This window comes from Kribbella capetownensis (assembly GCF_004331485.1).
In the GTDB taxonomy this organism is placed as follows: domain Bacteria; phylum Actinomycetota; class Actinomycetes; order Propionibacteriales; family Kribbellaceae; genus Kribbella; species Kribbella capetownensis.
The window spans coordinates 1-22,957 of the sequence record NZ_SJKD01000019.1 but is presented as its reverse complement, the minus strand read 5'-3'; the positions used below and the strand labels follow the sequence as shown (position 1 = coordinate 22,957).

Sequence of the window (22,957 nt, the reverse complement as noted above, 5' to 3'; positions counted from 1 at the left end):
GAGAAAGGAACCTACGTGACCGACCCAGCCGCCGGACCGGCCTCGCGGTACTCCGCGTTCGGCGAGAACTTCGACAACGTTCCGACAGCGATGGTGTTCGACGCGTTCACCGAGACGGCGGCCTCGCTGAGCAGCCGCTACATGCGACTGTCCGACGAGTCCACCACCACCGCAGAGACCGAGGCTTGGTGGACCAAGGTCCTCGCGCTGCGCGACGCGCAGCGCGACGTCCCCGCCGACGACCGCGCAGCGCTGATCGAGCACATCCAGCGGTGGCGGACGGAGCTGAAAACCCTAGAAACCCGGGCGCGTGGCTGAGGCCAGCGACTACTTCCTGAGCGAGGACGAGCTCAGGACCCGGTTCGAGGAACGGGTCATCGACTACGTCTTCGGGCCGTACCAGCCGCAGGACCGTCCGGTGCTCGTGCTGGTCGGTGCGCAGCAGGCCGCCGGCAAGAGCCAGACGATCGCCCGGGCCCGTCACCGGCACGCAGACAGCCAGTTGGTGCCGCTCACCGGTGACGCGTTGCGGTTTCTGCATCCGCAGCACGACACGATCATGGAGACCGAGCCCTGGCTGTTCCTCGAGGCGACCGGACAGGCCACTGCCCACTGGGTGAAGTGGAGCATCGAGCACGCCCGCCGGGCGAACTACAGCCTGATCCTCGAAGGCGTCTTCCGCGACCCGCAGATGCCGCTTGCCACCGCCGAGGCGTTCGCCGGCAGCCACACCGTCGAGGTCATCGGCCTGGCCGTCCGCGAGGAGGTCAGCCGCCTCGACGGCGAGTACCGGTTCCTGGAATCAGGGCGGTGGACACCGCCTGAACTCCACGACCTGTCGTACCGGATGATGCCCGAGACCATCCGGGTCCTGGCCGGCAGCCCGGCGGTACGACGGATCACCATCACCGACCGCACCGGCGTAGACCTGTATGTCCTCGACAAATCCTCGAACCCCACTCCTTTCGCCGCAGACAAGGCCGCGACCGCTTTGAAGTTCGTCCGGGGGCGTCCACTGCCGGCAGAAGAAGCCAACTCCTGGATGGCACGGCAACGCGACACCGTACTCACCTACGCCGGCCGTGACGCGATCGACGAGACCTCCCGTCCCACGTTGGTCCGGATCACCCACCAGGACGCGGCACGGATCATGTCCATGGCCGCCCCTCGACCCGACGGGGATCTGCGCAGCGGCTACGAAGCAGCACAACTCCTGCTCCAGGCCCTGGTCGACGAACCGCTCCAGCCGAACCTCCCACTGCGCCTGCAGGCCGACGAGCAGCTGCACGCACGGCTGGCGAACGCCGGCAGGCTCGACGACGTATCGGCCGAAGCCGCACGTCGGACCGAGCTCACACCTGTGCAGCTCGCTGCGGAGAACCTCGTCCGCGAACAGCTCCATACCGCTCTTTCACCCCGCACACTCGACCCGGACATCCAGGACGCGATCGGCACGCTGAGCGCCCAGACCCCGCGCTCGGCGCTGACCGACCCACCGACGGCAGCAGATCCTCCACCGCCGCGGCCCCCCGGAATCGCGCCGGAGACCGCACCGGACAACTCCCCCGGCCTCGACTAGCCACCGGTGCCGCGCTGATGTCGGCAGCCCCCAGGTCTGGGACGCAACCACGATGCGAATCTCGCGGCGGTTGCTCGACGATCGAATCGCTCGCACGATTCCGGGACACAGATGGGATGTTGGATCGCCAGCTGCGTCCTGATCAGAACTAGATTGGTCTCCTGGGCGGCCGCCTGGACCGTACTGACCTCTGGGGAAACGATGACTCGTCTGCGCTCGATTACTGCTGTCACCATCGGTGCCGCGATCTGTGCGGCAGTGCAGTTGGTGCCGGCCTCCGCGGCTCCCGCTGGAGCCCAGCCGGCCCTACCGACCGGCGGATCGACGGTCATCGTCGATGTTCACTCCGGCGAGTTGTTATCGGTGACGTCGTCCAAGCCGTTGCCCCCCGCGGTGGTCGAGCAGTTCGACCGCCTGCCGGGAGCCAAGCACTACACGCAAGACGCCCATACCGGCGGAATTCTGGCAATCAGCCGGAGCTAAGTCACCGGATGCAACGCAGCCCGAAGTTGCATCCAGCTTGCAGCCGCAGATCTGGCGCGACTCGCCGCATCACACACGGTCCCTGACGCATCACGCATAGTGTTCTTCCTATTCGTTGCGTTACATAAGGCAGCGATCCGTCCTGGGGAGGAATCTTGCGTTTACGTTCTGTCGTTACGGCCGTGTTGGGCGTTGTCCTGGCAATCGGCTCGTTCACGTCGGCAACAGCCGTCGCCACTGTCGGCTCTGCTGTCACTGGGACCACCGCAATCAGCGGGAGCCCACTGTCCGATACAGAGGTCCGGGAGCTCATCGCCAAGCCCGGCCCACGCACGTTCACCGTCGACGTCCACACCGGAAAGGTGCTGTCCGTCAACGAGGGCCCGATCATGCAACCGGCCATCAGCACGACGAACTCGTGCAAGGCCTCAGACGGCTGCTGGCGCGCGAATCCGCCGAACTACAACCAAGGCTTCTACGGCCAGCCGGGAACGATCTCAGGAAGCTGGGCGAACCGCACCGGCTATTACACCGGCGCCTACTGGGCCAGCGCGTGCTGGCAGGACGGCCTCTACGTTCGATGCTCGCCCTACGTCTTCCAGCCGAACACGCTGGTCAACCTGTCCAGGGTGTCCACTGGCCGGTCGTTCACCATCGACCACCTCGGCTAGCAGCCACCACGGCAGTAGCTGAAGAGGCATCCGTAGCCTCGGCGGAGCTTGTATGCGCCGGCGCCCGGGTGACCAACCGCTCCGGTATGTAACAGAACCAGCGGCACAGCAATGAGGCCTCGACCTGCAACTAGGTCGGGGCCTCTGTCAGTTCTCGGTCGAACCCTCCAGCGAACTCATCGATCTACGGATCGCGGCCCCTACACGCTGCCTGAAGACGGCAACAACAGTCATCACCGTTCCACTGCGGGGGACCCGACGAGGCCGAAGCGCGGCGCCTGGCCGGCGAATTGGAGAACGACGAACCCACCTGTGGACCGACCCAGCTTCCGCACAGTTCGCCGTCATCGGCCCGGCCGTACCGGACACCGTCGCTGACGTGATCGTGGCCCGCTACCAGTACTAACCCAACCGCCGGACAGACCGAGGGGCGCGCCTGCCGATTCCAGGCGCGCCCCTCACCGCAGTGGGTTCGTACGCCGTACCGCGTCTTCAGGCATCGAGCCCTCAACCACGAGCTGCCGCGCGCGAGCTGCCTGACCTGCCCGGTGCTCGACGACAGACACGATCCGGGCCGGCCTGCGGCCGCGCGATCGAGCCGACTGCCGTCGGCCCTGTACCGGTTGGGTTTCCTCCCCCTCCTGGCGTCTTCATCATGACCCGACACGCCTGGCCCGCAACCACCCCGCCTGCGGCGGTCCCTCCGGGTTCGCAGTGGTTGCACCCCAGTCGCTTACGGATCCGGATTCCGCTTGCCAGGAGGGGGCGGAAAACAGTCGGCCAAGCCAAGGACGACGGCCCGCCACCTGGCAGAACCGGAGTCTTCGCGATGAGCGCAGGCACGACCACAACCGCTACCACGTCCGTCACGATCGCCGACCTGTTCGCGGAGGTGCAGTCGATTGAGTCGGTGTTCGGGGCGATGGGGTGGGCCGAGGACGAGATCGAACAGGCCCAGCTGCGGCACCCCGGCGCGACGGACGCGATCTGGCACAGCTTCAGTCTCCTCACCCCGGTGCATCCGCTGATGCAGCGGAGCGAGCCGCTGTTCCGGGCGTACTGCCGCGAGATCCTCGACAGGGTCGCAGCCGGGTCCGACACCCGGCCCGGCACGGCGGCCGAGATCTGCTGTGTCGCGAGCGAGGCAAGCGAAAAGGCCCCGCTCACGTCGCCCGCGTTCGGGCTGTACGCCCGCGCGTTCAGGGTGGTCTTTCCCGATCAGCAGTTCCCCGGCGAGGAGATCCGCGACGGGGCGTACATGGAGCACGTGGAGGCGCTGCACGGCGCGGCGATCGACGACATCGCGGCCGACACCCGCCGTCGACTGACCCGCAAGGACCGGACCCTGACCGGGATCGAGTGCGCCGGGTTGCACCACGGCGAGCCCGTCGAGTGCCGCTACCGGCCCACGCAAGGCCACCTGTTCGTGGCCTGACCCCCGGGCCCCGGCGGTGTCCCTGGGCAGGTTCAGGGGTGCCGCCGCGCGCGGGTCGGTTCCCGCGTCATCGGGCATCGAGCCCTCAACCGCGGCCCAGCGCGCCACTACTGCGATCGACCCCAGACTAGGGCGGCCGAACGGCGCGGTGGTGACTGTGCCAGACATGATCCGGCCGGCCTGCGGCCGCACGACCGAGCCGACTTCGCCGGCGCAGTGAAAGGCGCTCTTTCGCCCCCTCCTGGCCACTTCATCATGACCCGACACGTCTGGACTCCGCTTGCCAGGAGGGGGCGGAAACAGTCGGCCAACCCAAGGACCGACGGCCCGCCGCCTGGCAGGAACCGGAGGGTGTGATGACCGTTGAGCAGACCTTCCCCACGCCCGACGAGACCACCCTGCGCGACAGCGACCTGACGTCGCTGGTGGACATGCTGAAGACCCAGCAGACCCGAAAGGTCGACTTCGTGGCCCCGGCACCCGCGATCCGCGCCGACGAGGGCCTGATCATCGTCAGCGGCGCCGAGGCCGAGCTCACCGAGGACGGCGTGACCCAGGTCGACGGCGCGTACCGGCCGACCTCGACGTTCCTGAACGGCATCGCCAGCAAGCTCGACGTGCCGGTGGGCTACCTCAAGCGGATGCACCAGACCCGCCCGGACCTGTTCGACGCCAACGTGAACGGCTGGCTGCACGGCGCCAGGGCCAAGGCCCGGCTGCGCAACGGGAAGCACGAGCTGACCCGCCCGGCGGTACCGGGCAAGAACGACTCCTACCTCGTCCGGACCTTCCAGGGCACCGACGGCCCGGGACTGGGCCGCGCGTTCCTGTCCGACGGGTACAAGCTGATGGACCACCTCGACGTCCTCATGGCGATCCTCGAAGGCGTCGACGCCGCAGGCATCCACGTCGACATCCGGGGATGCGACCTGACCGAGTCGCGGATGTACGTGCGGATCCTGGCCAACGAGATCAAGGCCTACGCGCCGACCCTGCTGAAGGGCTACGGTCACCGTTCAGCGGAGCGACCGGCGACGACAACCCGACCATGTTCGCCGGGTTCGTGTTCTCCAACAGCGAGGTCGGCGCCGGTGCCCTAACGCTGGCACCCCAGCTGGTCGTGCAGGTCTGCGACAACGGCCTCACGATCAACAAGGAGATCCGCCGCGAGATCCACCGAGGCGGCCCGCTGGCCGACGGCCTGATCCGGTGGTCGGACGAGACCCGCAAGAAGGAAATCGAGCTCATCCGCTCAAAGACCAAGGACGCCGTGACGACCTTCCTGGACGTCGACTACGTGACCCGCGCGATCGCCGACCTGGAGGCGACTGCGAGCAAGCCGATCGGCAGCGCGGACAAGGTCGTGCGGGCGGTCGGGAAGAAGCTCGCCTTCTCCGAGGACCAGATCGACGGCATCCTCGACCACTTCATCGCAGGCGGTCAGCGCACCGCCGGCGGTGTCCTGCAGGCCGTCACGTCGTACGCGCAGACCATCGCGCCGACGTCGCGAACGAGGTCGAAGCCCAGGGCATCAAGGCCATGGAACTCGCCGCCACCGCGTGACGAAGCCGGCCCCGGGAGACGCGACCCGTATCCGCGCCTCCCGGGGTCGGCGCCGCGCGAGAGTCGAATCTGCAGGGCATCGAGCCCGCAGACACGATGCTGCCGCCGGTGGCCGGCCACCCCTGTGCACTGACACCAGCTGCGGAGCCCTGTCGCAGCGAATCGCCGAGTCCGTCGACTCGTCAGCGGACCGCAGTCCCGCCGGTCGGTGCGGAATCACAGGTCGACGAGGTTCCAGTCCAGATAACCGTCGTCAACGTGCGGTGTCCATGCCCGGGGCGGGGACGTGGGGAACTGGGTGGCGGCGTGGACTCGGCGGGCGTGAGCCTGCAGAGCCGGCTGGTTGAGAGTCAGCGAGTCCGCTACATCGGCCAGCATCTCGCTGACGCTGAACCACTCCGGTTCGGTGAAGCCGCCGATCTCGACGTCGAAGGTGCCGACGCAACCGAAATGCTCGCCCTCGCGCAGATCAACGAACAGATGACAGTCGGTGCCGGCGTCACCGATCGGGAGGAAGGCATCAAGCCACGGAAAGGTCGGGGTACCGGCCGGCTCCCCTTCGCCAGTTCCAGATTCGTCGGGAACGATCGTCGCCCACACGGACCGCAACATTTCGCGGTCACCGAGCATGTCCTCGACCGACATCGGGACGTAGAGCACCGGGATGAGACTCCCGAAGCCGGCCCGCCGGCCGAACCCGTTGTTCAACGTCAACCAGGCAACGAGGTCACTGGGCAACCGCCGGTCCATGGCGGTACGCAGGGCGGTAATGTCGCTCCCCCGAGCGGGCGGCTGCAGATCATCCAACGCCTGCGGCAGATGCTCCTCCAGCCACCCGATGATCTGACCCCACGACTCCGCGACCGAGCGTCCCATAGCACCTGGACTATGCCAGCCGCTCGGATCACGGAGGTGAACCTCCCGCGCTCGGCCCGCCAGTGGCTGAGCCCCGACCTCGCAGCGATAGTCGACGCTATAGAACCTGCTGTAGTCACTGCCCGATTCAGCGGGTCGAATCGGACCCGCCGTCCTCGCGGACGAACGGCGGCCACACCACCACGACGATCCGCTTGATCCGCAGGCGAGGATCACGCTTCGGGCACAGCCGATGATGCTCCGGGACAGCAGCCCCTTCACACTTTCCGCAGTGCCACTCGGCCACGACACCAGCATGCGCCAGCACGCCGGATCCGGCGTGCCGCAGAGCCGCGACCGGGAGGCCCTGCGGCCTGCCGTACGGGCGTTGCCCGAGGCCGCTCACAGATCGCATGGTGGGTGACGTGGACGTCGCCGCGGCCGCGCTCGAGCTCTACGGGTTGCCACCCGACGAGTTCACCGCTGCCCGCAACCAGGTCGCCCAACAGGCCAAAGACGCCGGCGACAACGGCAGCAGCGCCACGCTGAAAGCACTGCGCAAACCGACACTCGCGGCCTGGCTGGCCAACCTGCTCGTCCGGTCCGACCCCGACGGCATCGCCGAACTCACCGACCTCGGCGAACAGCTACGCCAGGCGCATGTAGCGCGCGATGGGCGCAGCCTCCGCGAGCTCACGCTGCGCCGGCACGGACTCGTCCACAAGCTCGTGATCGCCGCTCGGACGCAGGCCCGCGCCCAGGGCCACACCGTCAGCCCATCGACCGAGCAGCGGCTGATCGAGACACTCGACGCCGCGGTCATCGACCCCGGCGCCGCGCAACTGCTCCGGACCGGGCAACTCACCAGCGCTCTGCGGCACGTCGGGTTCGGCGTCGTCGACGAGACCGGCGACCCCGCCCAGCTCACACCGGTGAAACCCCGCGTCGTCCGCAGCTCCCCGCGGAAACCACCGGCGAAGCCGCCGCGCAAGGCCACCACCCGTCGTACGGCGCAGTCGGCGCCGGCGACCGCGGCGCGCAGTCGCCGCGCCGAGCTCCGAACCCGCGCCGAGCAGGCCGAACGCGAGTACGCCGCAGCCGAGACCGAACGGGCCCAGGCCCAGGCCGAGCTCGACGCGCACGAGCACCAGCTCGCCGACCTCAAGGCCACCATCGACCGGCTCACCGAGGAGCTTGAGCAGGCTCGGCAATTGCTGCGCGACGCCAGCCGCCGTACCCGCGCCCTTCAGGTCGAGCTGAACCGCACGACCCGCAACGCGACCATCGCCCAGCAGCGACGCGACGCCGGACAGCAGCGCCTCGCCGACCTCGACCGGTGATTCCGCCGGCATCAGCGAGCTGTGGCAGCATGCCACCGGACCCGGAAGGCGCAGGACACGGATGGAACTCGGCGACACCGACGGCCACGGCCGCTACGGAATGCTCGACGAAACCAGCGACGGCCTGGTGTGCCACGACTGCGGCCGCGCGTTCCCCAGCCTCGGCCTGCACGCCTGGCGAGGCCACGGCATGACCGCCGCTCAGTACCGCGAGGCCCACGGCCTCCAGCGCAGCCGCGGCCTGGTCAGCAGTCAGCTGCGGCAACGGATCCAGACCAACGCGAAAGCCCGCATGACCACCCCCGCCGGACAGGCCTTCGCGGCCGCACGAGATCCGCAACGCGCCCAGACCGCCCGCCTCAGCCAGCCACTCACATGGACCGCCGCAGCGCGCGCCAGCAACCGGACCGCCCGCGCCGGAACCGGCCGCTACGGCACCGAGGTGACCTGCCAGAACCCCGCCTGCCGCGCAGTGTTCTGCCCGCTGCACTCCGCCCGCCGACGCAGGTTCTGCAGCCGCAGCTGCGCCAGCAGCTACAACCGAAGCTATAACCGGGGCTATAGAGGCAGCATCAGCCGATCGGGTTCGGATGACAGTTCTGACCCGGGCGCCACACCCAGATGAGACCCGACATCGGCCGCTCGTACGACAGCGGCCAGCTCGACGGGTGATCGATCGGCCGACCGTGCAACTGGCCCATCACCTGGGCGGAGCGGACGCAGTCGAGGAAGTCCTGCTCGTAGTACTCCCACCGGTCCCGCGGACCGCCCTGCAGCCGGATCACCGGTCCCCTGCTGGTCGCCGTCGAGCCGGCCATCAGATCTGGTCAGCCTGGCGAAGCTCGATGCCCGGGATCCAGGAGTACTTGTTGTCCCTGCCCTTGACCCGACCGATCCAGGTCCCCTGCTCGAAGACCCACGCATCCACGAAACCGGCCGCCACCCAGGCCTTCTCCACCGGCACCGGCGGATCCACCCGGCGGACATGATCCGGTGACCGCGGCCCGTACACGTCGTACTGCAACTCGAGGTCAGCAGCCAACCTGCACGCGGCCTCCTCAGACAGGCCGGCCCCGCGAGTCCCGTTGGCCGCGTTGTCCCACACCGACCAGTCCGCATCGCCGGCACCCTCGCGCACATTGAACCGTCCCACCATGCCGCCAGGATGCCACACATTCGAACCTATGTTCCCTTGAGCTTCGAGGTTGAGATGTGGCGATGACCTGGGAGTCTGCGGTGTGGACGGCGTCTTCGACGCAGGGCGGTGTGTCATTGCAGTACCACTTGTCGGCATCGGAATCGGTGACCGCGGCGTCCTGCCGATATTTCAGGCACTTCCGGTGGCGTCACCGCCGCCAGGCGCCGGCCGACTTCGCCGGCGACAGCGAAGGCTCCTAGCCGAGTCGGCTCATCGCGGATGATCCTCGCGCCGCGACCCGGTGAACGCCATGCACCGGCTGGATCCAGGCACAATCGGACGATGCAGCTGCTCACAACGCGCCGGCTCGACCTGGCGCCGTACGATCTGGACCGCGACCTCGAGGCTCTGCACAATATGTTCGCCGACCCCGAGTGGGCACGCGGCGGCTATTCGACACCGAGTCGCTCCGAGGCCGAGTCGGTCGAACGCCTTGACCGGGAGTTCGGCGACAACGGCGGCCGGACGTGGGTCCTACGACTCCGGCCGGACGAGACGGCGATCGGTGTGATCGCTGTCTTCTCCGACCAAGGTACGACGATCCGCGGACTCAGCTGGTACCTGAGCCGCGAACACTGGGGCGCCGGGCTGATGAGTGAAGCAGCCCGGGTCGTTGTCGATCATCTCTTGGCGCAACCCGACATCACCGGCGTCGAGGCCTGGATCGATTCCCGCAACACACGCTCGATCGGGGTGGCCCGAAATGCCGGTCTCGACCTGGCCGGCCGCCTCCCCAGAACCAACCCCGGCGAGATCGTCCAATCGATCATCATGGCCCGCGCCGCGACCCCCTCCGACCCAACCACCTTCGCGATCCGTCCAATCCTCCAGGTCCCCAATGTGACCACCACTGCGGCCCTCCTCCGAGACCTGCTCGGCCTGCACCTTCGCTTCCAAAGCGACGACGATTCCTTCGCACGACTCGAACTCACCCAGTGGAACGGCGGCAGCGGAATCGATCTTCAGTCGGCAACCAGCGAGATTTCGCCGAGCACGATCACTTTCGAAGTCGGCGTACTGGTCGATCCCCTCTACGACGCCGCCGTCGCGGCCGGGCTAACCGCCACCCCACCCGCCAACACCCCCTGGTACCGCCGCACCTTCACCCTCATCCTTCCCGAAGGCCACCAACTCACCTTCTCGGGACCAATTCCGCAGTAAGAGCGGGCCATGGCTGCAGCAGACGCCCGCGAGACGCCGTCGTAGGGGACCCAGGTCAGCGCTTGAACCACGAATCGCAGAACCGGCCCACCATCTTCCAGGTGACGTCCACTGCTCCGGACCGAGGCATCCAGCACGTACTGGAGTACCTGGAGGTCCTCGACCGACCGCTGATGCGCACCGCTAGGTACAGCGCACCCACATAGACCCTGGCGATCTGGGCGCATCGACGTTCAGTTGCACCCGCGGCCGGCCTGAAGTCGCGACGACGGCCGGCTTGGAGGGGGCTCCTGATCGGGTTCATCCGGCCGCCTTCACGGCCGCCCGGAAGGAGCTCCGGCGCGCCTCCAGAGCGTTGACAACACTCCAGATAACCACGCTCTGTCGCGCGTGCTACGCGCCAGGACGCCGCGTCGACTACATCAGAGACACAGTTGCGAGGCCCTAAGGGAACATGCGTTCTAGAGTCATCGGCGTTCTGTAGCTCACTCGGCGACCGGTCAGGGACATGATCCGGCCGGCCTGCGGCCGCATGATCGAGCCGACTCCGCCGGCGCAGTGAAAAGGCGCTCTTTCGCCCCCTCCTGGCCACTTCATCATGACCCGACGCGCCTTTCGCGCAACCGCCCACCTGGCGGTGACCCTGCGGGTTTCAGCGGGTGCACTCCAGTCGCTTACGGGTCGGGATTCCGCTTGCCAGGAGGGGGCGGAAAACGGTCGGCCAACCCAAGGACTGACGGCCCGTCACCTGGTGTCTGGAGCACAGCGCCATGGGAGAACGAGCAGTCTTCCGCATCTACAGTGACGACCACGCCGGAGCGTTCTACGCCCAATGGGCCACACCGCAGTTCAAACTGTCCGCCCTCGCCCGCTGGATCGAGGCATGCCGCTGGCGCGGCCAGGCCCCCAGCGCACAGAACTACTGGGACCACGCCCAGGCCGACCCCACCGGCGACCACTTCACCGAGTCCTACCCCGTCGACGACCTCGACCCCGGCGACCTCAGCTACCGCTACGAACTACGCAGCATCACGACAGGCGAAGGCTGGACCGCCGAACTCACCGTCTGGGGCCGCGGCCGCCAGGCGACACGAGGCGGGTTCGACGAGATCCGCCGGATCCACATCGGAAGCGAGCTCACCGCACCGATCCACCAGTTCGCGTGTGAAGGCCTGACCGAGCTGGCCGACAACACCGACCCAAACGGCCCATGGGCTGACGCGCTCCCGAGCTGGCGTCACCAGGCAGCGACACACGCCAACTACGCCACCTTCAACCCCTACCTCACCGCCCACAACGGCTAACGACGGGAGACGGGTCGGCCTCGCTCGAATCGAGGCCGACCCGCCTCCATCCTGCCGCCTTCAGGAATGCGACCTCAGGGCATCGAGCCTCTCGGTCGCAGCTGCGCGCCATGGTCGCCCACCCCGACCACCGCAGCCCCGCAACACCCACACCCCGAAGACCACCACACCCGAACACCCTCACAGGAGGACCCCATGCGTACCACCGTCACCTTCGAAGGCCGGCTCGCAGCAGACCCCGAACTGACCATCACACCAGGCGGCAAGAACATCGTCGAGTTCACCGTCGCCGTCAACGAACGCCGCCAGATCGACGGACAGTGGCAAGACGGAGACACCACCTGGCACCGCGTCAAAGCCTTCCGCAAACTCGGCGAGAACATCATCGAAAGCCTCACCCAAGGCGACCTCGTCATCGTCCACGGCACCATCACCACCGACACCTGGACCGACAAGGAAACCCAGCAGAAGCGATCCGCCCAGAAGATCATCGCCGACCTCGTCGGACCCAGCCTTCGCGCACACACCACCACGATCACCACGCCACACACCCCCGCCGAGATCCACCCCGCTCCAGCCTCGATCTGACCCACGCCTCCTCCAGCGATAGGGGTGACGCCCATGGCGTCGCCCCTATCGCCGTGTTCCGCTGCCCGTGATTCCCGCGCGGAATAGACCTGCCGCTGTCGTCGGCACGCCGGGGCCTTCGCGGCGGGACTTTCAGTCACGACTGGTGCAGGCTGAGAGACCGACCTGAACCATCGGAAGGACAGCGCCTTGACGTCATACGTCGCACTACGTGAGCTGCTTCGCCGCGGCACCAGAACCGTCGAGTCCGCACCCGACATCGACGTCGATGTCAAGGACTCCGACGCTTGCCTCGACCTCCTTCGAGCGATGGCCAAACGGCACGGCCTCAAGCCCACCGACTGCGAACTCACCGTCAAGACAGGCCGAACCAGCAAGACCTACAGGATGGGCGCCTTCTGACCGAGCTCCAGGCCTGTTGCTCTTGACCAAGGGCCAGCAGTCCGGGACCGTGGTGGCATCATTTGGAATCACCACGAAAGGTGTTGGCCCATGATCTCTCGTATCGCCGGCGGCGACCCCGGCTGCTCCAACGGCAACTGCCCCACCGTCTACGTCGACGATCAAGCGCCCGACACCGTGATCATCCAGGGCGACCATCTAGACCCCACGAGCACGGCGGCTGTCGGTGACATTCCCGTCCACGAGGGCCTCCTCCGCATCCCGCGGGAGCTGATCATCAGCGCCTACGACGAGCTGACAAAGGCCCAGCCGTGACGCTCGTCGACGCCTTCCAGAACTTCCAGCATTCAGCCTTCCGGCTGGAGACGCTGCCCACCTATGACGTCCCCGACGAAGCGGCTGAGCTCGAGGCATACCGCGACGGCCGCCCGCTGGCTGAGCGCTCGGTCCGGACCATGCCCTGGCTGGCCCAGATGGCCGCCACAACCGCCGAGGGCAAGCAATGGCAACGGCTACGCCTGATCGGCGCCACGCCGACGCTCTATGAGTCCTGGGAGGTCGGCCGGTACGTCGAGTCGCAGGCATGCGGCGAACAAATCCGTCTGCTCGATCGCGCGGAGCATCCGGAGCTCGCCGGCCATCAGGACTTCTGGCTGTTCGACGCCGGCACGCCGACCGCCGTCGGCTATCTCATGCGGTACGACGAGCACGGCGCTTTCCACGGCACCGACCAAGCCCCAGCTGACCAGCTGGCCGACCTCGCAGCAGTCATCGAACTGTGGCGAACCGCCCCAACCCTGAACAACTACCTGACCACGTTCGAAGCAGCACGTAGCGCGCAACAGATGAGCGCTTAGCCCTGGAGGCTGATGGGTTTGACCACCACCGAATCTCTTCCTGCACGTCGACAGGTCGCTGTCGAGCTTGGCCGGCTCCGCCGGCAGGCCGGCATCAGCGGCAGGTCGATGGCGGAACGCCTCGGGGTGAGCCAGCCGACCATCAGTCGAGCCGAGTCTGGCGCGCGTCTCCTGAACCTCCAGCTGACGCGCGCCTGGCTCGACGCCGTCGGCGCAGACACCGCCACCCGCAACAACGTCCTCGCACTGGCCGAAGCAAGCCACTCCGAGACGGTCGCTTACCGGCTGCAGCTGCGCGATCAAACCCACCTGCAGACCCACGTTACAAACATCGAGGGCGACACCCGCGTCTTGTACGCCGTCGACCCGATCACGATCCACGGGCTGCTCCAAGTCCCGCAGTACGCCATGGCGATCATGGAGCTGGCCGACTCTGAGCACATGTTCGACCACGAGGCCGCGCTCGACGCGCGCCTGGAGCGCCAGAAGCTCCTGGACGACTCTGCACGGCAGTTCTCCTTCGTCATGCTCGAGCAAGTCCTGCACGCGCCGTTCGTCACACAAGGGCAACTGGAGCACCTCGCTGAACTCGCCATCCGCGGGGACTGGCTCACGATCGGAGTTGTGCCCCAGAGCGCACCGTGGCCGGCGATTCCATGGAGCGGCTACAACCTCTACGAACTGAGCGACGGAAGCAGGGTTGTAACCGCGGAGCTGACCCACGGCGAAGCCACCGTCACCGGTGAGGACGACCTAAAGCTCTACGCCGATCTGCACAGCCAATGGCTCGCGAAGGCCCTCACCGGCGAGAAAGCAGCCGAACTGTGCCGAGCCCTCGCCGACCAATTGTCTGCTTGAACGAGCGCGTCCGGCTGCGAATCAGCAGATGTGCCATGCGGCAGAGATGTCGCCAGCCTTCAAGGTGCTGATGCGGTGGGTCAGCTCGTCAGAAGCGACCTGATCACCCCGCTCCGCCCTCCGGATGAAGCTACCCAGAGTGTGGAGATCGCGGATCTCTCGTAGTACGCCGAACCCGGGCCACGTCGTCATATCCCAGCCGTAGGCCTCGGTGAAACGTCGGCGGACCGCGGCCGACCGGCCGACGCGTGCTCCCTGATGGGTGTTGACCAGGTCGAGCTCACGGGGGCCGAGCGCGACTTCGTCCCAGTCGCCCAGCAAAGCGTGCGTGTCGTGCCACAACACATTTCCGGGGTACGCATCACCGTGGATGAACCCAACCCCCAAGGCTGACTCGATCCCCGCGTACTCCTCCAGGAGCTCGACGCGGCGGGATTGCAACCAGTCACGATCAACGGCCGGCAGCGTTGTATCGGCTGTCAGTAGATCTCCCAGGCCTGCAAGAGGCCGGTACACCGGGAGCTGCACGTCGGGCGCGGGGAGATCATGCAAACGACGCAGCATCTGGCCGAGCGCAGCTGCGGTCAGCTCAGCCGCCGGGAGCGGCGACGGTGGCCTGTAGTACCGCCAGAAAGTGACCTGGCTGTCGTTGACTGCGATGGGCTGGTCGACCGGCAAGGGCGCGGTCGCAGGAAATCCATGGTCAACGAGCCAGCGTGTGACCGAGATGGTGCGCTCGAGATCGGCTCGCATCTCCCCCGGGCTGATCCGAGCAACAGCATCGACGTCCGGCAACCACCAGACACTGGTTGCGTGCTCGTGCAGAGGGAGAGCGTTGGTGCTGGTCAGATCGGCTTCAGTGCAGGCGGCGTGGACTGTGGACGCATCGGTGGCTAGCACGGTCTCAGCGTAGGTGGGGAAAGGCATCAGTCGCAGAGAAACCAGCGATGCTCTCGGCCAGCTCCATGCCGGGCGCGGCCCGGACATAGCGTGGACGTGCGAGAACCTGCTGAACCCGCGAGAGGCCGTCGCCGATCTGCCGGATTCGTTGGTTGGCCGGCAGCGCCAGGACAGGGGCGAGGGACTCTCGCACCCCGTCGAGATCATCGTCAGCCAGCCGGGCCGCCGCGACGTCGACGCGGGCCAGAGCCTCATCACCATAGGAGCGATCGGCAGGCGAGCCAGCCACATACAGGGAGATGGCATCCCGCGCGGCCTTCTCCGCATCGGCATGCCGACCAACCAAACTCAGCGTGCTGCCGGCGTAGTACAGCTGCTTCGCTTCCGGGAACGTCAAGATGCCGCCGAGCTCCCCCAGCTCGTCCGGGCCGTCGACAGCATCCCTCGCCTGGGTAGCCCGCGCCACTGCGTCGATGGCTCCCTCAGCATCGCCAGTGCGTGCCAGGCTGCGACCCTCGATCGCGGCAAGCCGGACCAACTGCTCGCCCGAGGCATAGCGCTGGCCGTCTTGAGAGAACGAAACCGCCTGAGCATAAGAATCGGTCCACTCGGCGATCAGCGCCTGAGTTCCTCGCACCCATGCCCGAAGGCCAGCGTGATCAGCCTGCTCAGCACACGCCCACGCTGTCGCGGCCTGCGTTCGAGCCGCGGACGAGTTGCCCAGGTTCTGCGAAGCATGTGCCAGGAGCGTGCAGACGGAGCCTGCCGTGAAGAACAACGTGCGGGACTGGCGCGGGTGCGGCCGGTTCTTGAGCAGCCGGAACGTGACGTCGCGCAGCTGAACAAGGTCAACGAAGATCGGAAGAGCCGGCTGGTGCACGTACGCCGTCGCGAGCCGCTGAAGTTCCGACATCACATAATCGACCACCGCGCCAGGCAGTTGGTCCTCCGCCCAGGCCAGGAACTCGAAGGATGCCGCAGCAGCCTGGACCGTTATCTGGATCGGGTCAGCTAAGACCGAAGCCGATGGCCGACGGGCGCCAATGCCAGCCAGGTCCTCGCCTTGCTGATCGCTTGGAACCCAACCCTCGCCCCCGACGACAACGCCCTGATCGGTGGCCTTGGCGCTACCGGTGTCCCCGAGATCCTTCAGCAACAGCGCGAAGCGCGCCTGCTCAGCTTCAGTCGCGGCGCCGAGCAGGACGTCCAGATCCCGCTGACTCGCCACGCCCGGGTGGAGATCGGGCTGGCTATCCCACTTCGCGATGCCACGCGGAGAGCTGCCGAGCCGTTCGGCCATCTCGTCGATGGTCAACCGGAGCGCGGTGCGAAGAGCCCTCGCCTTGGCACCCGTCCAAGTTGTCACCACCGTGCTCATCAGCTCTCCTCCCCGAGCTCGCGCCGCGCGCCCGGCCGCCGTCAAAGTGCGGTTCAGTGCAGGTTCAGTGCAGGTTCAGTTCATGGTCAGACCCGGCCGCCGTTGGTTCCCTGGTGACATGACCTAGAGACCTCGCTCGGCGCGGTAGCCCACACACCCCGTGACCGCATCACTTCCCTCAGTGTGACCCGCGGCCGTACCAGCCGGCGATGAGAAACCCCGGATCGATACCAAATGATTCCGCCGTCCCCTTGACCGAGTGATACCGGAATATGCAGACTGATTCCATTCTATTCCATTCCCGCACAGTGAGTGACCAGAGAGGAACCTTCCCATGACGAGTCCGGCGGAGACAGGGCGAGAACTGCAGCGGCTGCGACTGCTGCATGCACTGACCTGTCAGAAGTACGGCGACCTGCTGGCCGCTGCCCGCGCGTCTGTGACCGCCGCTGAGACCGGCGCCCCGGACCCGCTGCTGCCGCTTCGCGACGAGCTGAGCGTGCAGCCCTTCACCCTGCCCCCGTCTGGAACTGCACGGCAGACGGTGGCGCGCGAGTTCGGCCCGGCCCCAGTGCCCGGCCACGGACAGACCGGGAGGTCTGCAGCATGAGCACCCCAACCATCAACACGCCGCACGTACGACCCGCACCGTACGCGCGGTCCTCCAGACCCTCCCTGGACCACATGCAGGCCCGAATCACGCCTGCCGCCGGTGTAACCGTCGCCGCCGCGACGTCGACCTGGCTGTTCGGCGACCGGGCTTCCGGACAACTCGCGGCCGCGGCCGGGGTCGCGATCACCCTCGGCACGATCGCGATCGCCGCCGGACCGGTGGTCGAGATCCTCAACGACGCCCGCGACGGGCACCTGCCCCGAGGCCGCGACCTGTCGCCGGCCATCGCCGCCGTTCTGGCCGCGCTCGCGACAGCCGCCTGGTCCGGGCTCTGGCTCCAGCTCGCAGCCCTGGTTCTGGGCAGTGCGGTGATCGTCGGCCAGGTCGCAGCCCTGGTGCACGAGGCCCGGATCCAGCTCGGCAAAGGAGTGGAGTGGTGAGCACCATCCCATCTGGCAACAAGGCCGAGGTAGAGCTCGGCATCGAACTGTACGGCGAACTCGGCCGGGAGATCGATGCAGTCGGCGGCCGCACGGCATGCCGGCAGTGGCCCGGGCTGTTCACGTCCCCGCAGCTCGACGATGCCCGCGGAATCGCCCTGGCGGCCGAACTGGTTGAGGCCTGCACGTGGTGCCCGGTCCTGGCCAAGTGCGCACTCATCGCCGACGCGCTGCCAGAGTCCCAGCGCGGCTCCATGGTCCTGGGCGGGCAGCAGTTCAACCTCTCCGGAACGCGCGTGCTGGGCGGCGGCCACGCCGCGGACGCGCCGGCCGCCGACGTCGAGGAGGCGGCATGAGCGCCTCGAAGAAGTGCCCGGCATGCGGGTGGTCACGGTTCTACCGCCGCCAGCACGCCGGCCGGACCGCAGCCCGCCGGCACCGCTGCTGCCCGCAGCCAGTGGTGACCCGCGGCTGCAACCCAGGCGACCTCGAGGAGAAGTCGTGAACACCGACCGGCCGCCGCTATCGCCGACCGCGGCCCGGCTCCTGTGCGAGCGGTACGGCGTACAGCCGAAAGGCGACGTCGTCGAGTCCCCCGCCGACGAACGATTCGGGCCGGCCTTCACCTGGGGAGTCCCGGCTGAGGCCCTGCAGGTGGAAGCCGACCAGGCCGCCGGCCACAGCCTCGAGCTCGCGGCCGAGCTGGCCACTTTCGACCACTACTGCCCGCAGGAGAAGCGATGACCACCAACACCACCGACGTCATGACCAGTGGCCCCAGCCACTACACCAAGGTGTGCGAACTGCTGGCTGACATCGAGCAGCTGCGCACCGAACGGAAGGCCTGCCGCCGTGGAACGAGGCAGTACCTGGCCCTCAGCGACGAGATCGCCCTCGTCGACGGCCTCATCCGACACCACAGGAGCCTGATGCACCAGGCCTACCAGGTGCTGGCCGATCTGCGATCCCCGATCAACAAGCTCCCCCTGGCCCCGGAGAACAGCGAGCGGCTCGAAGCGCTGACGGGCACCTGGCTGCAGGCGGTGCAGTGACCATGGCGACAGTTGTGAACGTCGACCTGTGGGAGGGCAGCGCGCACGCCTGCTGGCCCGGCCGCCTGGTCGACGGGATCCCCGAGTTCGAGTTCCGCTGCGCGCCCCCAGGGCTGTCCACCCGCCGGCAGCTGCGAGAGGCCGGTCTGTCTCCCGGAGGACACGAGCCGTTCGGACGGATCCGATGGGGCAAGGCCGGCCGGAACTGGGCCTGGGTCTACGTCACCGCGTACGCGAAGCCGTCGCGGATCCAAACCCCGGCGCAACAAGAAGCCTGGAACAAGGCCATGCAGGCCCGCCGTACCTGCGCTGCCGGCCACGTGGCCGACCACTGCGTGCGGCTGGCGGACCGGCTATGCGGCGATCACGCGTACGCCGCCGACCTGGCCTCCGGCCGTCTGCAGGCGGTGGCGGCATGAGTACTGCAACCCACCGGGCCGCAGACCTCCCCGGCGGCCCCAACCCGCATGACTTCCACCGTCCCGAGAGGGGTTGAACCGATGCACAGCACGTTCCTGCACACCACAACCCGAGGCGGTGAGCCGCTGTGACGACGATGACGTGGATCTCGGCGCTCCTCCTCGGCGTCGCCGCGATGTTCTTGATGAAGTTCACGCCGAACTGGCTCGACGCGATCCTGATCAGGGTCTCGGCGCTGCTGGTCGCGGGCGCCGGCGCACTCGGCGTGACCGGCTGGCTCGGCGACGCCTTCACCTGGCTTCTGAGCAGCTTCGCCGACCTGGTCAACTACTTGAGCAAGGGCGCCGTAGGCACACCGCTGATGTGGCTGCTGTCAGCCTTCGTCGGTGCCCTGTGGGTCGGTGCGCTGCTTCCCGAGAGGCTCTTCCGCTACGACTACCCGGACTGGTTGATCTTCGCCGGGTTCCCGTTGCCCTCGCTGCTGGCCTCGGTACCGGGCAAAGCCGGTGACGGACTGCAGACAGTGGTACTGGGCGGCAGCCACGAGCTGGTCAAGTTCGTCGGGGGCTGGTTCTCATGACACTGGTCGTGATCCTCCTGGTGGCCTACCTGTTCGTGGCCCCGGACAAAGCCACCCTCACCGGCACCCGCGGCGCCGCGGGCGCGCTCCGCGCGGTACTGGGGATGCCTCCCAGACCGTCGCGTGACCGCTCCAAGAAGGGGTCCGCCAGCAACAGCAAGAGCAACGGGCGCCGGCCGCTGCTGGCCGGATGGTGCGAAGGCGTCACCGCGGCTCGACAGGCCCGCGAGGAAGGCCGGGACCTGTGGTCGCATGGCTCGCGGATATCCGGTCGAGCCGCCGGCGGAACCCGCAACCTCGTTGGTGGCGTTCGTACGACGGTCCGCACCCGGCGCGACCGTCGCCACCACAGCAGCACGCCCACACCAGATACTCAGCCCGTCGTGGCAGATCCCACCGCCGAACCGACGCGTCGCGACGAGGTCCACGAACGCCTCGATCAGCACCCGGACCATCCGGATTGGCCCGCGTCCTTCAGGCGGGCTGCCAGCGGCCCGCAAGCTGCCGTGAGCGAGACCGACCCGAAGCAGGATGGCGAGTTGCTATTCAGCTCGAAGACCGACGACCTAGGTGCCGCGGTCGGCGATTCGGCGCTGCAGGAACAGAAGACCAGCGAGTCGGCGAGCGAGGTTCTCGAGGAACCGCGAGTCGACGATGACCGGTACTACACGTGGAAGAACCCGGAGACGGGCAACTTCTTCGTGTTCGACCGGATGAACCTGGACGCGCCGATACGTGCCCAGGACAAGCACGAGGCCGACTTCGTGGCCAGCTTCTACAACAGCCGGAACGAGCTGGCTACGCGGAACGATCTAGCGCCTTACGCGCTTGCTGAACCCTTCATGGGCTCCAGCGAGCCCGCCGACTCGGCCGCCTCTCAGACACCCACGGCCTACCCGGCCATGGGCAACACCGACCTCAACACCATTACCCGGAAGGACACGACAGCCATGTCAATCGCAGGTACAGAGCTGGCCACCCTCGACGAGGTCTCCGGCGAAGTGGACGCCGCCAAGAACGCGATCGAGGCACTCATCGAGGCGCTGAGCGAGATCAAGGGCTGGGGTGGCGGTCTGCCCGACCGCTGGTCTGGAACGTCCTGGAGCACCGACGGCCTGGACGCCTCGATCAGCGCGATCGCCGAGGCGGCCTCGGAGCTGAAGGGCCCTGAGGGCCTGATGGAGCAGCTGACGGCGATCGGCGAGGAGATCGCCAAGGCGCGCACCGTCGGCGAGGCCGCTGCGGAGGCCCGCGCCAAGGGCGACCTAAGCGGCTTCCTATCCCACTAACCCCGAAAGGTCCTGGCCCCCTGATCGACGAGGGGCACGGTTCAGAGCCAGCCAGGACCGCCAACGACGCGGCAACCGGATACTCCCGAAGGAGCACAGCCCGATGGTCATCAAGCGGCAGCCCGCCCCACGGAAGGCGTCTCGTTTCACCAGCAAAGTCAAACCTCCCCACCAGACACCAGCCCAGCTCTCCCCGGGCTACCTCCAACACCTGCAGGCCTTGCTCACCGCCCACCAGCTCGCCGCCCAGGCCCCGAACCCCGGCACCGGCCGCCGTGTGGGCAGGCGGTCCTCCACTCACACTCAGCTCCCGGCACTGCCTCGGCTCGGCAACCCAGACACCGGCCAGGTCGTTCCCGGCCAGGTGGTTGATCAGGCGCCGCGACGCGGGGACGAAGCCGCGGCTGCCATCCGCGCGGTACGGCGGGCCGCGTGGCAGCACCGCTGGGAGTTGACGCCGGCGGTGGCCACGGCAGTCACGATGGGGGCTGCTGCCGGTGTGCCCGGACCGGCCACGATCAGCATGAGCATCGCGGCCGCGCTCGCTTTGCTGGCCGCCCACAAGGGTCCGGACACGATCGGTGGCCGGACCTGGCTGAGCCGTCTCGAGCGGCTCATCGCCACCCGATGGCTCGCCGGGGCAGCCGGATGGAGCACAGGCGTGTGGGTCGCCGGTTCGGCTGGCATGCACTGGACCGGGCTCAGTACAGGCTTCGCCGCGGCGGCACTGGGTGCCGCAACCGGACCGCAGACCCTCGCGTGGATACGTTCCCGGCAGATCCGCGAACCCAAGGACGAGCTCGTCGAACTGTCAGACGAGGCGAAAGCGCTGCTGACGGCCTGGCCCCACACGGTCGGCGGCCCGAGCGGCCCCAAGCAACTACAGGGCTCCCGGATCGTTGTGGCCACGCTGCGCGAGCCGGTGGCTGGCACGATCGCGTTCGCGCTCGACCTGGCCGACGAGGTCCACGCCGAAGATGCCGTCAGTAGCGAGCTCCGCAAGCACCTCGAGCGTGCCCTGCACATGGGTATCGGCACCGTCGACCTCAATGCCAACCGCGAGGACTCCGGACAGATCCAGGTCACCCTCACCCCGACCCGGCACCTGGAGAAGGTCGCGGCGGTCTGGAACGGCCCAGTCCTAACCGAGACCGGTGGGATACCCATCGCGGACACCGCTGACCAGCGCGAGATCGGCGTGGCGCTGTACAACGAGAGCGGCGTCGAGCACGCCATGATCGTCGGCACCTCGAACACCGGCAAGTCGTTCACGCTGGTCCATCTGGTGCTTCCAGGTGTCGTCGAAGGCCTTGAGGTCGTCTTCTACGTCGACGGCGGACAGGGCACTTCGGCCGCGCACCTCGCCGGCGCTTGCGACTGGTGGGCCGTCGAGGGCAAGCAGGAGTGGGAGCAGGCCATCGCTGCCGCGCACTCGGTGATGCGCTCCCGTAAGAGCCGCCGCGCCACCGCGAAGGTCTCGAAGTGGCGCGGCCGGGCTGAGACCGACCCGGTGCTCACCCTCGTCATCGACGAAGCCACCACGGCGAAGGGTGAACTGTCCGAGAAATCCCAGGCCCAGGTCATGGAGATCCTGCGCGAGGGCCGCAAACTCGGTGTCCGCGTCATCCAGATCACCCAGGACCCCATGGGCGACGACCTGATCGGCGGCCGCAAGGCCCGCGGCCTGATGGCCGGCAACGGCACCATGATCGGCCACCGCCCGGGCGAAGGCACCGCCGCCATGCTCACCGGCTCCAGCACCGCCGAGAGCATCGACCTCCGGCGCCTCCCCCCGGAACCGGGCTGGTGCGGCATCATCCGCCGCGGCCAGGTGCTGGCCAAAGCCGCTCGCGTCAAATACGCGACCGAGGAGAAGGTCGAGCGGGTCCTGGCTCTCGTCAAGCTCCGCACGCTCACCGGCGACGACCTTGCCGCCGCCGGAACCTCCTACGGTTCCCGGGTCCGCGGCTCCAACGCCGCCGGCACCGACG

The 22,957-nt window shown here is 67.7% G+C and carries 32 protein-coding genes; 26 read left to right on the top strand and 6 right to left on the bottom strand.

All coding sequences use genetic code 11. From position 1 onward, the window contains the following. The first annotated feature begins 15 nt into the window (after positions 1–15). The 7 genes from E0H75_RS42210 (at position 16) to E0H75_RS43850 (ending at position 5,864) form a co-directional block, all read left to right on the top strand. On the top strand, positions 16–318 hold the full coding sequence (locus E0H75_RS42210; protein ID WP_131519363.1) for a hypothetical protein: 303 nt from the start codon (positions 16–18) through the stop codon (positions 316–318). Then, positions 311–1,579, top strand: a complete 1,269-nt coding sequence (locus E0H75_RS42205; RefSeq protein ID WP_131519362.1) for a zeta toxin family protein — start codon at positions 311–313, stop codon at positions 1,577–1,579. The genes E0H75_RS42210 and E0H75_RS42205 overlap by 8 nt, the downstream gene beginning before the upstream one ends. A gap of 201 nt (positions 1,580–1,780) precedes the next feature. Next, positions 1,781–2,062: a hypothetical protein gene (locus E0H75_RS42200; RefSeq protein WP_131519361.1), complete on the top strand. Its 282-nt coding sequence runs from the start codon at positions 1,781–1,783 to the stop codon at positions 2,060–2,062. Positions 2,063–2,244: 182 nt separating this feature from the next. After that, entirely contained in the window at positions 2,245–2,733 is a 489-nt protein-coding gene (locus E0H75_RS42195) for a hypothetical protein (protein WP_131519360.1), read from the top strand. An 829-nt stretch (positions 2,734–3,562) separates the two neighbouring features. Further along, positions 3,563–4,168, top strand: coding sequence for a hypothetical protein (locus E0H75_RS42190; RefSeq protein ID WP_131519359.1), 606 nt, complete (start codon positions 3,563–3,565; stop codon positions 4,166–4,168). A 356-nt stretch (positions 4,169–4,524) separates the two neighbouring features. Then, positions 4,525–5,268, top strand: a complete 744-nt coding sequence (locus E0H75_RS43855) for a hypothetical protein (RefSeq protein ID WP_202873457.1) — start codon at positions 4,525–4,527, stop codon at positions 5,266–5,268. After that, the gene (locus E0H75_RS43850; RefSeq protein ID WP_202873456.1) at positions 5,217–5,864 is read left to right on the top strand and encodes a hypothetical protein; all 648 of its coding nucleotides are present in this window, start codon (positions 5,217–5,219) and stop codon (positions 5,862–5,864) included. Before E0H75_RS43855 ends, E0H75_RS43850 begins: the two co-directional genes overlap by 52 nt. 83 nt (positions 5,865–5,947) lie before the next feature. Here E0H75_RS43850 and E0H75_RS42180 read toward each other — a convergent pair whose 3' ends face one another. Together E0H75_RS42180 and E0H75_RS42175 are read right to left on the bottom strand one after the other, a co-directional pair. Further along, positions 5,948–6,607, bottom strand: a complete 660-nt coding sequence (locus E0H75_RS42180) for an SMI1/KNR4 family protein (protein WP_131519358.1) — start codon at positions 6,605–6,607, stop codon at positions 5,948–5,950. Positions 6,608–6,734: 127 nt separating this feature from the next. Further along, positions 6,735–6,992, bottom strand: a complete 258-nt coding sequence (locus E0H75_RS42175) for a hypothetical protein (protein ID WP_131519357.1) — start codon at positions 6,990–6,992, stop codon at positions 6,735–6,737. A 19-nt stretch (positions 6,993–7,011) separates the two neighbouring features. On the opposite strand from E0H75_RS42175, the gene E0H75_RS42170 reads away from it, so the two are divergent. Continuing rightward, positions 7,012–7,926, top strand: coding sequence for a hypothetical protein (locus tag E0H75_RS42170; RefSeq protein WP_131519356.1), 915 nt, complete (start codon positions 7,012–7,014; stop codon positions 7,924–7,926). Between the two features lie 61 nt (positions 7,927–7,987). Next, the gene (locus E0H75_RS42165) at positions 7,988–8,551 is read left to right on the top strand and encodes a MucR family transcriptional regulator (RefSeq protein WP_131519355.1); all 564 of its coding nucleotides are present in this window, start codon (positions 7,988–7,990) and stop codon (positions 8,549–8,551) included. Here the strand turns inward: E0H75_RS42165 and E0H75_RS42160 are convergent. Both E0H75_RS42160 and E0H75_RS42155 read right to left on the bottom strand, forming a co-directional pair. Beyond that, positions 8,499–8,744, bottom strand: coding sequence for a hypothetical protein (locus E0H75_RS42160; protein WP_131519354.1), 246 nt, complete (start codon positions 8,742–8,744; stop codon positions 8,499–8,501). The genes E0H75_RS42165 and E0H75_RS42160 overlap by 53 nt on opposite strands. Beyond that, on the bottom strand, positions 8,744–9,082 hold the full coding sequence (locus E0H75_RS42155) for a hypothetical protein (RefSeq protein ID WP_238163595.1): 339 nt from the start codon (positions 9,080–9,082) through the stop codon (positions 8,744–8,746). The genes E0H75_RS42160 and E0H75_RS42155 overlap by 1 nt, the downstream gene beginning before the upstream one ends. 324 nt (positions 9,083–9,406) lie before the next feature. Between E0H75_RS42155 and E0H75_RS42150 the strand changes: the two genes are divergently transcribed. From E0H75_RS42150 to E0H75_RS42120, 7 genes are all read left to right on the top strand, one after another. After that, a complete protein-coding gene (locus E0H75_RS42150; RefSeq protein ID WP_165554479.1) occupies positions 9,407–10,285 on the top strand; it encodes a GNAT family N-acetyltransferase in 879 nt (292 codons plus the stop codon). 770 nt (positions 10,286–11,055) lie between these two features. Then, positions 11,056–11,589 (top strand): hypothetical protein, encoded by a 534-nt coding sequence (locus E0H75_RS42145; protein ID WP_131519352.1) that lies wholly within the window; start codon positions 11,056–11,058, stop codon positions 11,587–11,589. A gap of 195 nt (positions 11,590–11,784) precedes the next feature. Then, positions 11,785–12,177, top strand: coding sequence for a single-stranded DNA-binding protein (locus E0H75_RS42140; protein WP_165554477.1), 393 nt, complete (start codon positions 11,785–11,787; stop codon positions 12,175–12,177). Between the two features lie 189 nt (positions 12,178–12,366). Further along, positions 12,367–12,579, top strand: coding sequence for a hypothetical protein (locus E0H75_RS42135; RefSeq protein ID WP_131519350.1), 213 nt, complete (start codon positions 12,367–12,369; stop codon positions 12,577–12,579). Between the two features lie 90 nt (positions 12,580–12,669). After that, entirely contained in the window at positions 12,670–12,894 is a 225-nt protein-coding gene (locus tag E0H75_RS42130) for a hypothetical protein (RefSeq protein WP_131519349.1), read from the top strand. Further along, complete coding sequence (locus tag E0H75_RS42125) at positions 12,891–13,436, top strand: DUF6879 family protein (RefSeq protein WP_131519348.1); 546 nt, start codon at positions 12,891–12,893, stop codon at positions 13,434–13,436. Before E0H75_RS42130 ends, E0H75_RS42125 begins: the two co-directional genes overlap by 4 nt. Positions 13,437–13,448: 12 nt before the next feature. Next, a complete protein-coding gene (locus E0H75_RS42120) occupies positions 13,449–14,294 on the top strand; it encodes a helix-turn-helix domain-containing protein (protein ID WP_131519347.1) in 846 nt (281 codons plus the stop codon). Between the two features lie 21 nt (positions 14,295–14,315). On the opposite strand, the gene E0H75_RS42115 is transcribed toward E0H75_RS42120, so the two are convergent. Together E0H75_RS42115 and E0H75_RS42110 are read right to left on the bottom strand one after the other, a co-directional pair. Beyond that, positions 14,316–15,194: an aminoglycoside phosphotransferase family protein gene (locus E0H75_RS42115; RefSeq protein WP_202873455.1), complete on the bottom strand. Its 879-nt coding sequence runs from the start codon at positions 15,192–15,194 to the stop codon at positions 14,316–14,318. Positions 15,195–15,198: 4 nt separating this feature from the next. Continuing rightward, a complete protein-coding gene (locus E0H75_RS42110) occupies positions 15,199–16,572 on the bottom strand; it encodes a helix-turn-helix domain-containing protein (RefSeq protein WP_131519345.1) in 1,374 nt (457 codons plus the stop codon). 334 nt (positions 16,573–16,906) lie between these two features. Here E0H75_RS42110 and E0H75_RS42105 point away from each other — a divergent pair, with 334 nt between their 5' ends. The 10 genes from E0H75_RS42105 to E0H75_RS42065 form a co-directional block, all read left to right on the top strand. Next, positions 16,907–17,182 (top strand): hypothetical protein, encoded by a 276-nt coding sequence (locus E0H75_RS42105; protein WP_131519344.1) that lies wholly within the window; start codon positions 16,907–16,909, stop codon positions 17,180–17,182. Beyond that, positions 17,179–17,625 (top strand): hypothetical protein, encoded by a 447-nt coding sequence (locus tag E0H75_RS42100; RefSeq protein WP_131519343.1) that lies wholly within the window; start codon positions 17,179–17,181, stop codon positions 17,623–17,625. Before E0H75_RS42105 ends, E0H75_RS42100 begins: the two co-directional genes overlap by 4 nt. Next, entirely contained in the window at positions 17,622–17,981 is a 360-nt protein-coding gene (locus E0H75_RS42095) for a hypothetical protein (protein WP_131519342.1), read from the top strand. The genes E0H75_RS42100 and E0H75_RS42095 overlap by 4 nt, the downstream gene beginning before the upstream one ends. Beyond that, the gene (locus E0H75_RS43450) at positions 17,978–18,130 is read left to right on the top strand and encodes a hypothetical protein (RefSeq protein ID WP_165554475.1); all 153 of its coding nucleotides are present in this window, start codon (positions 17,978–17,980) and stop codon (positions 18,128–18,130) included. The genes E0H75_RS42095 and E0H75_RS43450 overlap by 4 nt, the downstream gene beginning before the upstream one ends. Further along, on the top strand, positions 18,127–18,369 hold the full coding sequence (locus tag E0H75_RS42090; protein ID WP_131519341.1) for a hypothetical protein: 243 nt from the start codon (positions 18,127–18,129) through the stop codon (positions 18,367–18,369). The genes E0H75_RS43450 and E0H75_RS42090 overlap by 4 nt, the downstream gene beginning before the upstream one ends. Next, positions 18,366–18,677, top strand: coding sequence for a hypothetical protein (locus E0H75_RS42085; RefSeq protein WP_131519340.1), 312 nt, complete (start codon positions 18,366–18,368; stop codon positions 18,675–18,677). The genes E0H75_RS42090 and E0H75_RS42085 overlap by 4 nt, the downstream gene beginning before the upstream one ends. Positions 18,678–18,679: 2 nt before the next feature. Beyond that, positions 18,680–19,096 carry an RRQRL motif-containing zinc-binding protein gene (locus E0H75_RS42080; protein ID WP_131519339.1) on the top strand — a complete coding sequence of 139 codons (417 nt, stop codon included), beginning with the start codon at positions 18,680–18,682 and terminating at the stop codon, positions 19,094–19,096. 128 nt (positions 19,097–19,224) lie between these two features. Further along, on the top strand, positions 19,225–19,677 hold the full coding sequence (locus tag E0H75_RS42075) for a hypothetical protein (RefSeq protein WP_131519338.1): 453 nt from the start codon (positions 19,225–19,227) through the stop codon (positions 19,675–19,677). Then, positions 19,674–20,966, top strand: a complete 1,293-nt coding sequence (locus E0H75_RS42070) for a hypothetical protein (protein WP_131519337.1) — start codon at positions 19,674–19,676, stop codon at positions 20,964–20,966. The genes E0H75_RS42075 and E0H75_RS42070 overlap by 4 nt, the downstream gene beginning before the upstream one ends. 103 nt (positions 20,967–21,069) lie before the next feature. Continuing rightward, on the top strand, positions 21,070–22,957 hold a 1,888-nt coding region (locus E0H75_RS42065; protein WP_202873454.1), incomplete at its 3' end, for a hypothetical protein.

Excerpts from the sequence above, each read along its gene's own strand:
- E0H75_RS42200 (WP_131519361.1), top strand. The coding sequence starts at position 1,781 with ATGACTCGTCTGCGCTCGATTACTGCTGTCACCATCGGTGCCGCGATC.
- E0H75_RS42190 (WP_131519359.1), top strand. The coding sequence starts at position 3,563 with ATGAGCGCAGGCACGACCACAACCGCTACCACGTCCGTCACGATCGCC.
- E0H75_RS43855 (WP_202873457.1), top strand. The coding sequence starts at position 4,525 with ATGACCGTTGAGCAGACCTTCCCCACGCCCGACGAGACCACCCTGCGC.
- E0H75_RS43850 (WP_202873456.1), top strand. The coding sequence starts at position 5,217 with ATGTTCGCCGGGTTCGTGTTCTCCAACAGCGAGGTCGGCGCCGGTGCC.
- E0H75_RS42180 (WP_131519358.1), bottom strand. The coding sequence starts at position 6,607 with ATGGGACGCTCGGTCGCGGAGTCGTGGGGTCAGATCATCGGGTGGCTG.
- E0H75_RS42165 (WP_131519355.1), top strand. The coding sequence starts at position 7,988 with ATGGAACTCGGCGACACCGACGGCCACGGCCGCTACGGAATGCTCGAC.
- E0H75_RS42160 (WP_131519354.1), bottom strand. The coding sequence starts at position 8,744 with ATGGCCGGCTCGACGGCGACCAGCAGGGGACCGGTGATCCGGCTGCAG.
- E0H75_RS42155 (WP_238163595.1), bottom strand. The coding sequence starts at position 9,082 with ATGGTGGGACGGTTCAATGTGCGCGAGGGTGCCGGCGATGCGGACTGG.
- E0H75_RS42150 (WP_165554479.1), top strand. The coding sequence starts at position 9,407 with ATGCAGCTGCTCACAACGCGCCGGCTCGACCTGGCGCCGTACGATCTG.
- E0H75_RS42145 (WP_131519352.1), top strand. The coding sequence starts at position 11,056 with ATGGGAGAACGAGCAGTCTTCCGCATCTACAGTGACGACCACGCCGGA.
- E0H75_RS42140 (WP_165554477.1), top strand. The coding sequence starts at position 11,785 with ATGCGTACCACCGTCACCTTCGAAGGCCGGCTCGCAGCAGACCCCGAA.
- E0H75_RS42130 (WP_131519349.1), top strand. The coding sequence starts at position 12,670 with ATGATCTCTCGTATCGCCGGCGGCGACCCCGGCTGCTCCAACGGCAAC.
- E0H75_RS42120 (WP_131519347.1), top strand. The coding sequence starts at position 13,449 with ATGGGTTTGACCACCACCGAATCTCTTCCTGCACGTCGACAGGTCGCT.
- E0H75_RS42110 (WP_131519345.1), bottom strand. The coding sequence starts at position 16,572 with ATGAGCACGGTGGTGACAACTTGGACGGGTGCCAAGGCGAGGGCTCTT.
- E0H75_RS42105 (WP_131519344.1), top strand. The coding sequence starts at position 16,907 with ATGACGAGTCCGGCGGAGACAGGGCGAGAACTGCAGCGGCTGCGACTG.
- E0H75_RS42100 (WP_131519343.1), top strand. The coding sequence starts at position 17,179 with ATGAGCACCCCAACCATCAACACGCCGCACGTACGACCCGCACCGTAC.
- E0H75_RS43450 (WP_165554475.1), top strand. The coding sequence starts at position 17,978 with ATGAGCGCCTCGAAGAAGTGCCCGGCATGCGGGTGGTCACGGTTCTAC.
- E0H75_RS42085 (WP_131519340.1), top strand. The coding sequence starts at position 18,366 with ATGACCACCAACACCACCGACGTCATGACCAGTGGCCCCAGCCACTAC.
- E0H75_RS42080 (WP_131519339.1), top strand. The coding sequence starts at position 18,680 with ATGGCGACAGTTGTGAACGTCGACCTGTGGGAGGGCAGCGCGCACGCC.
- E0H75_RS42070 (WP_131519337.1), top strand. The coding sequence starts at position 19,674 with ATGACACTGGTCGTGATCCTCCTGGTGGCCTACCTGTTCGTGGCCCCG.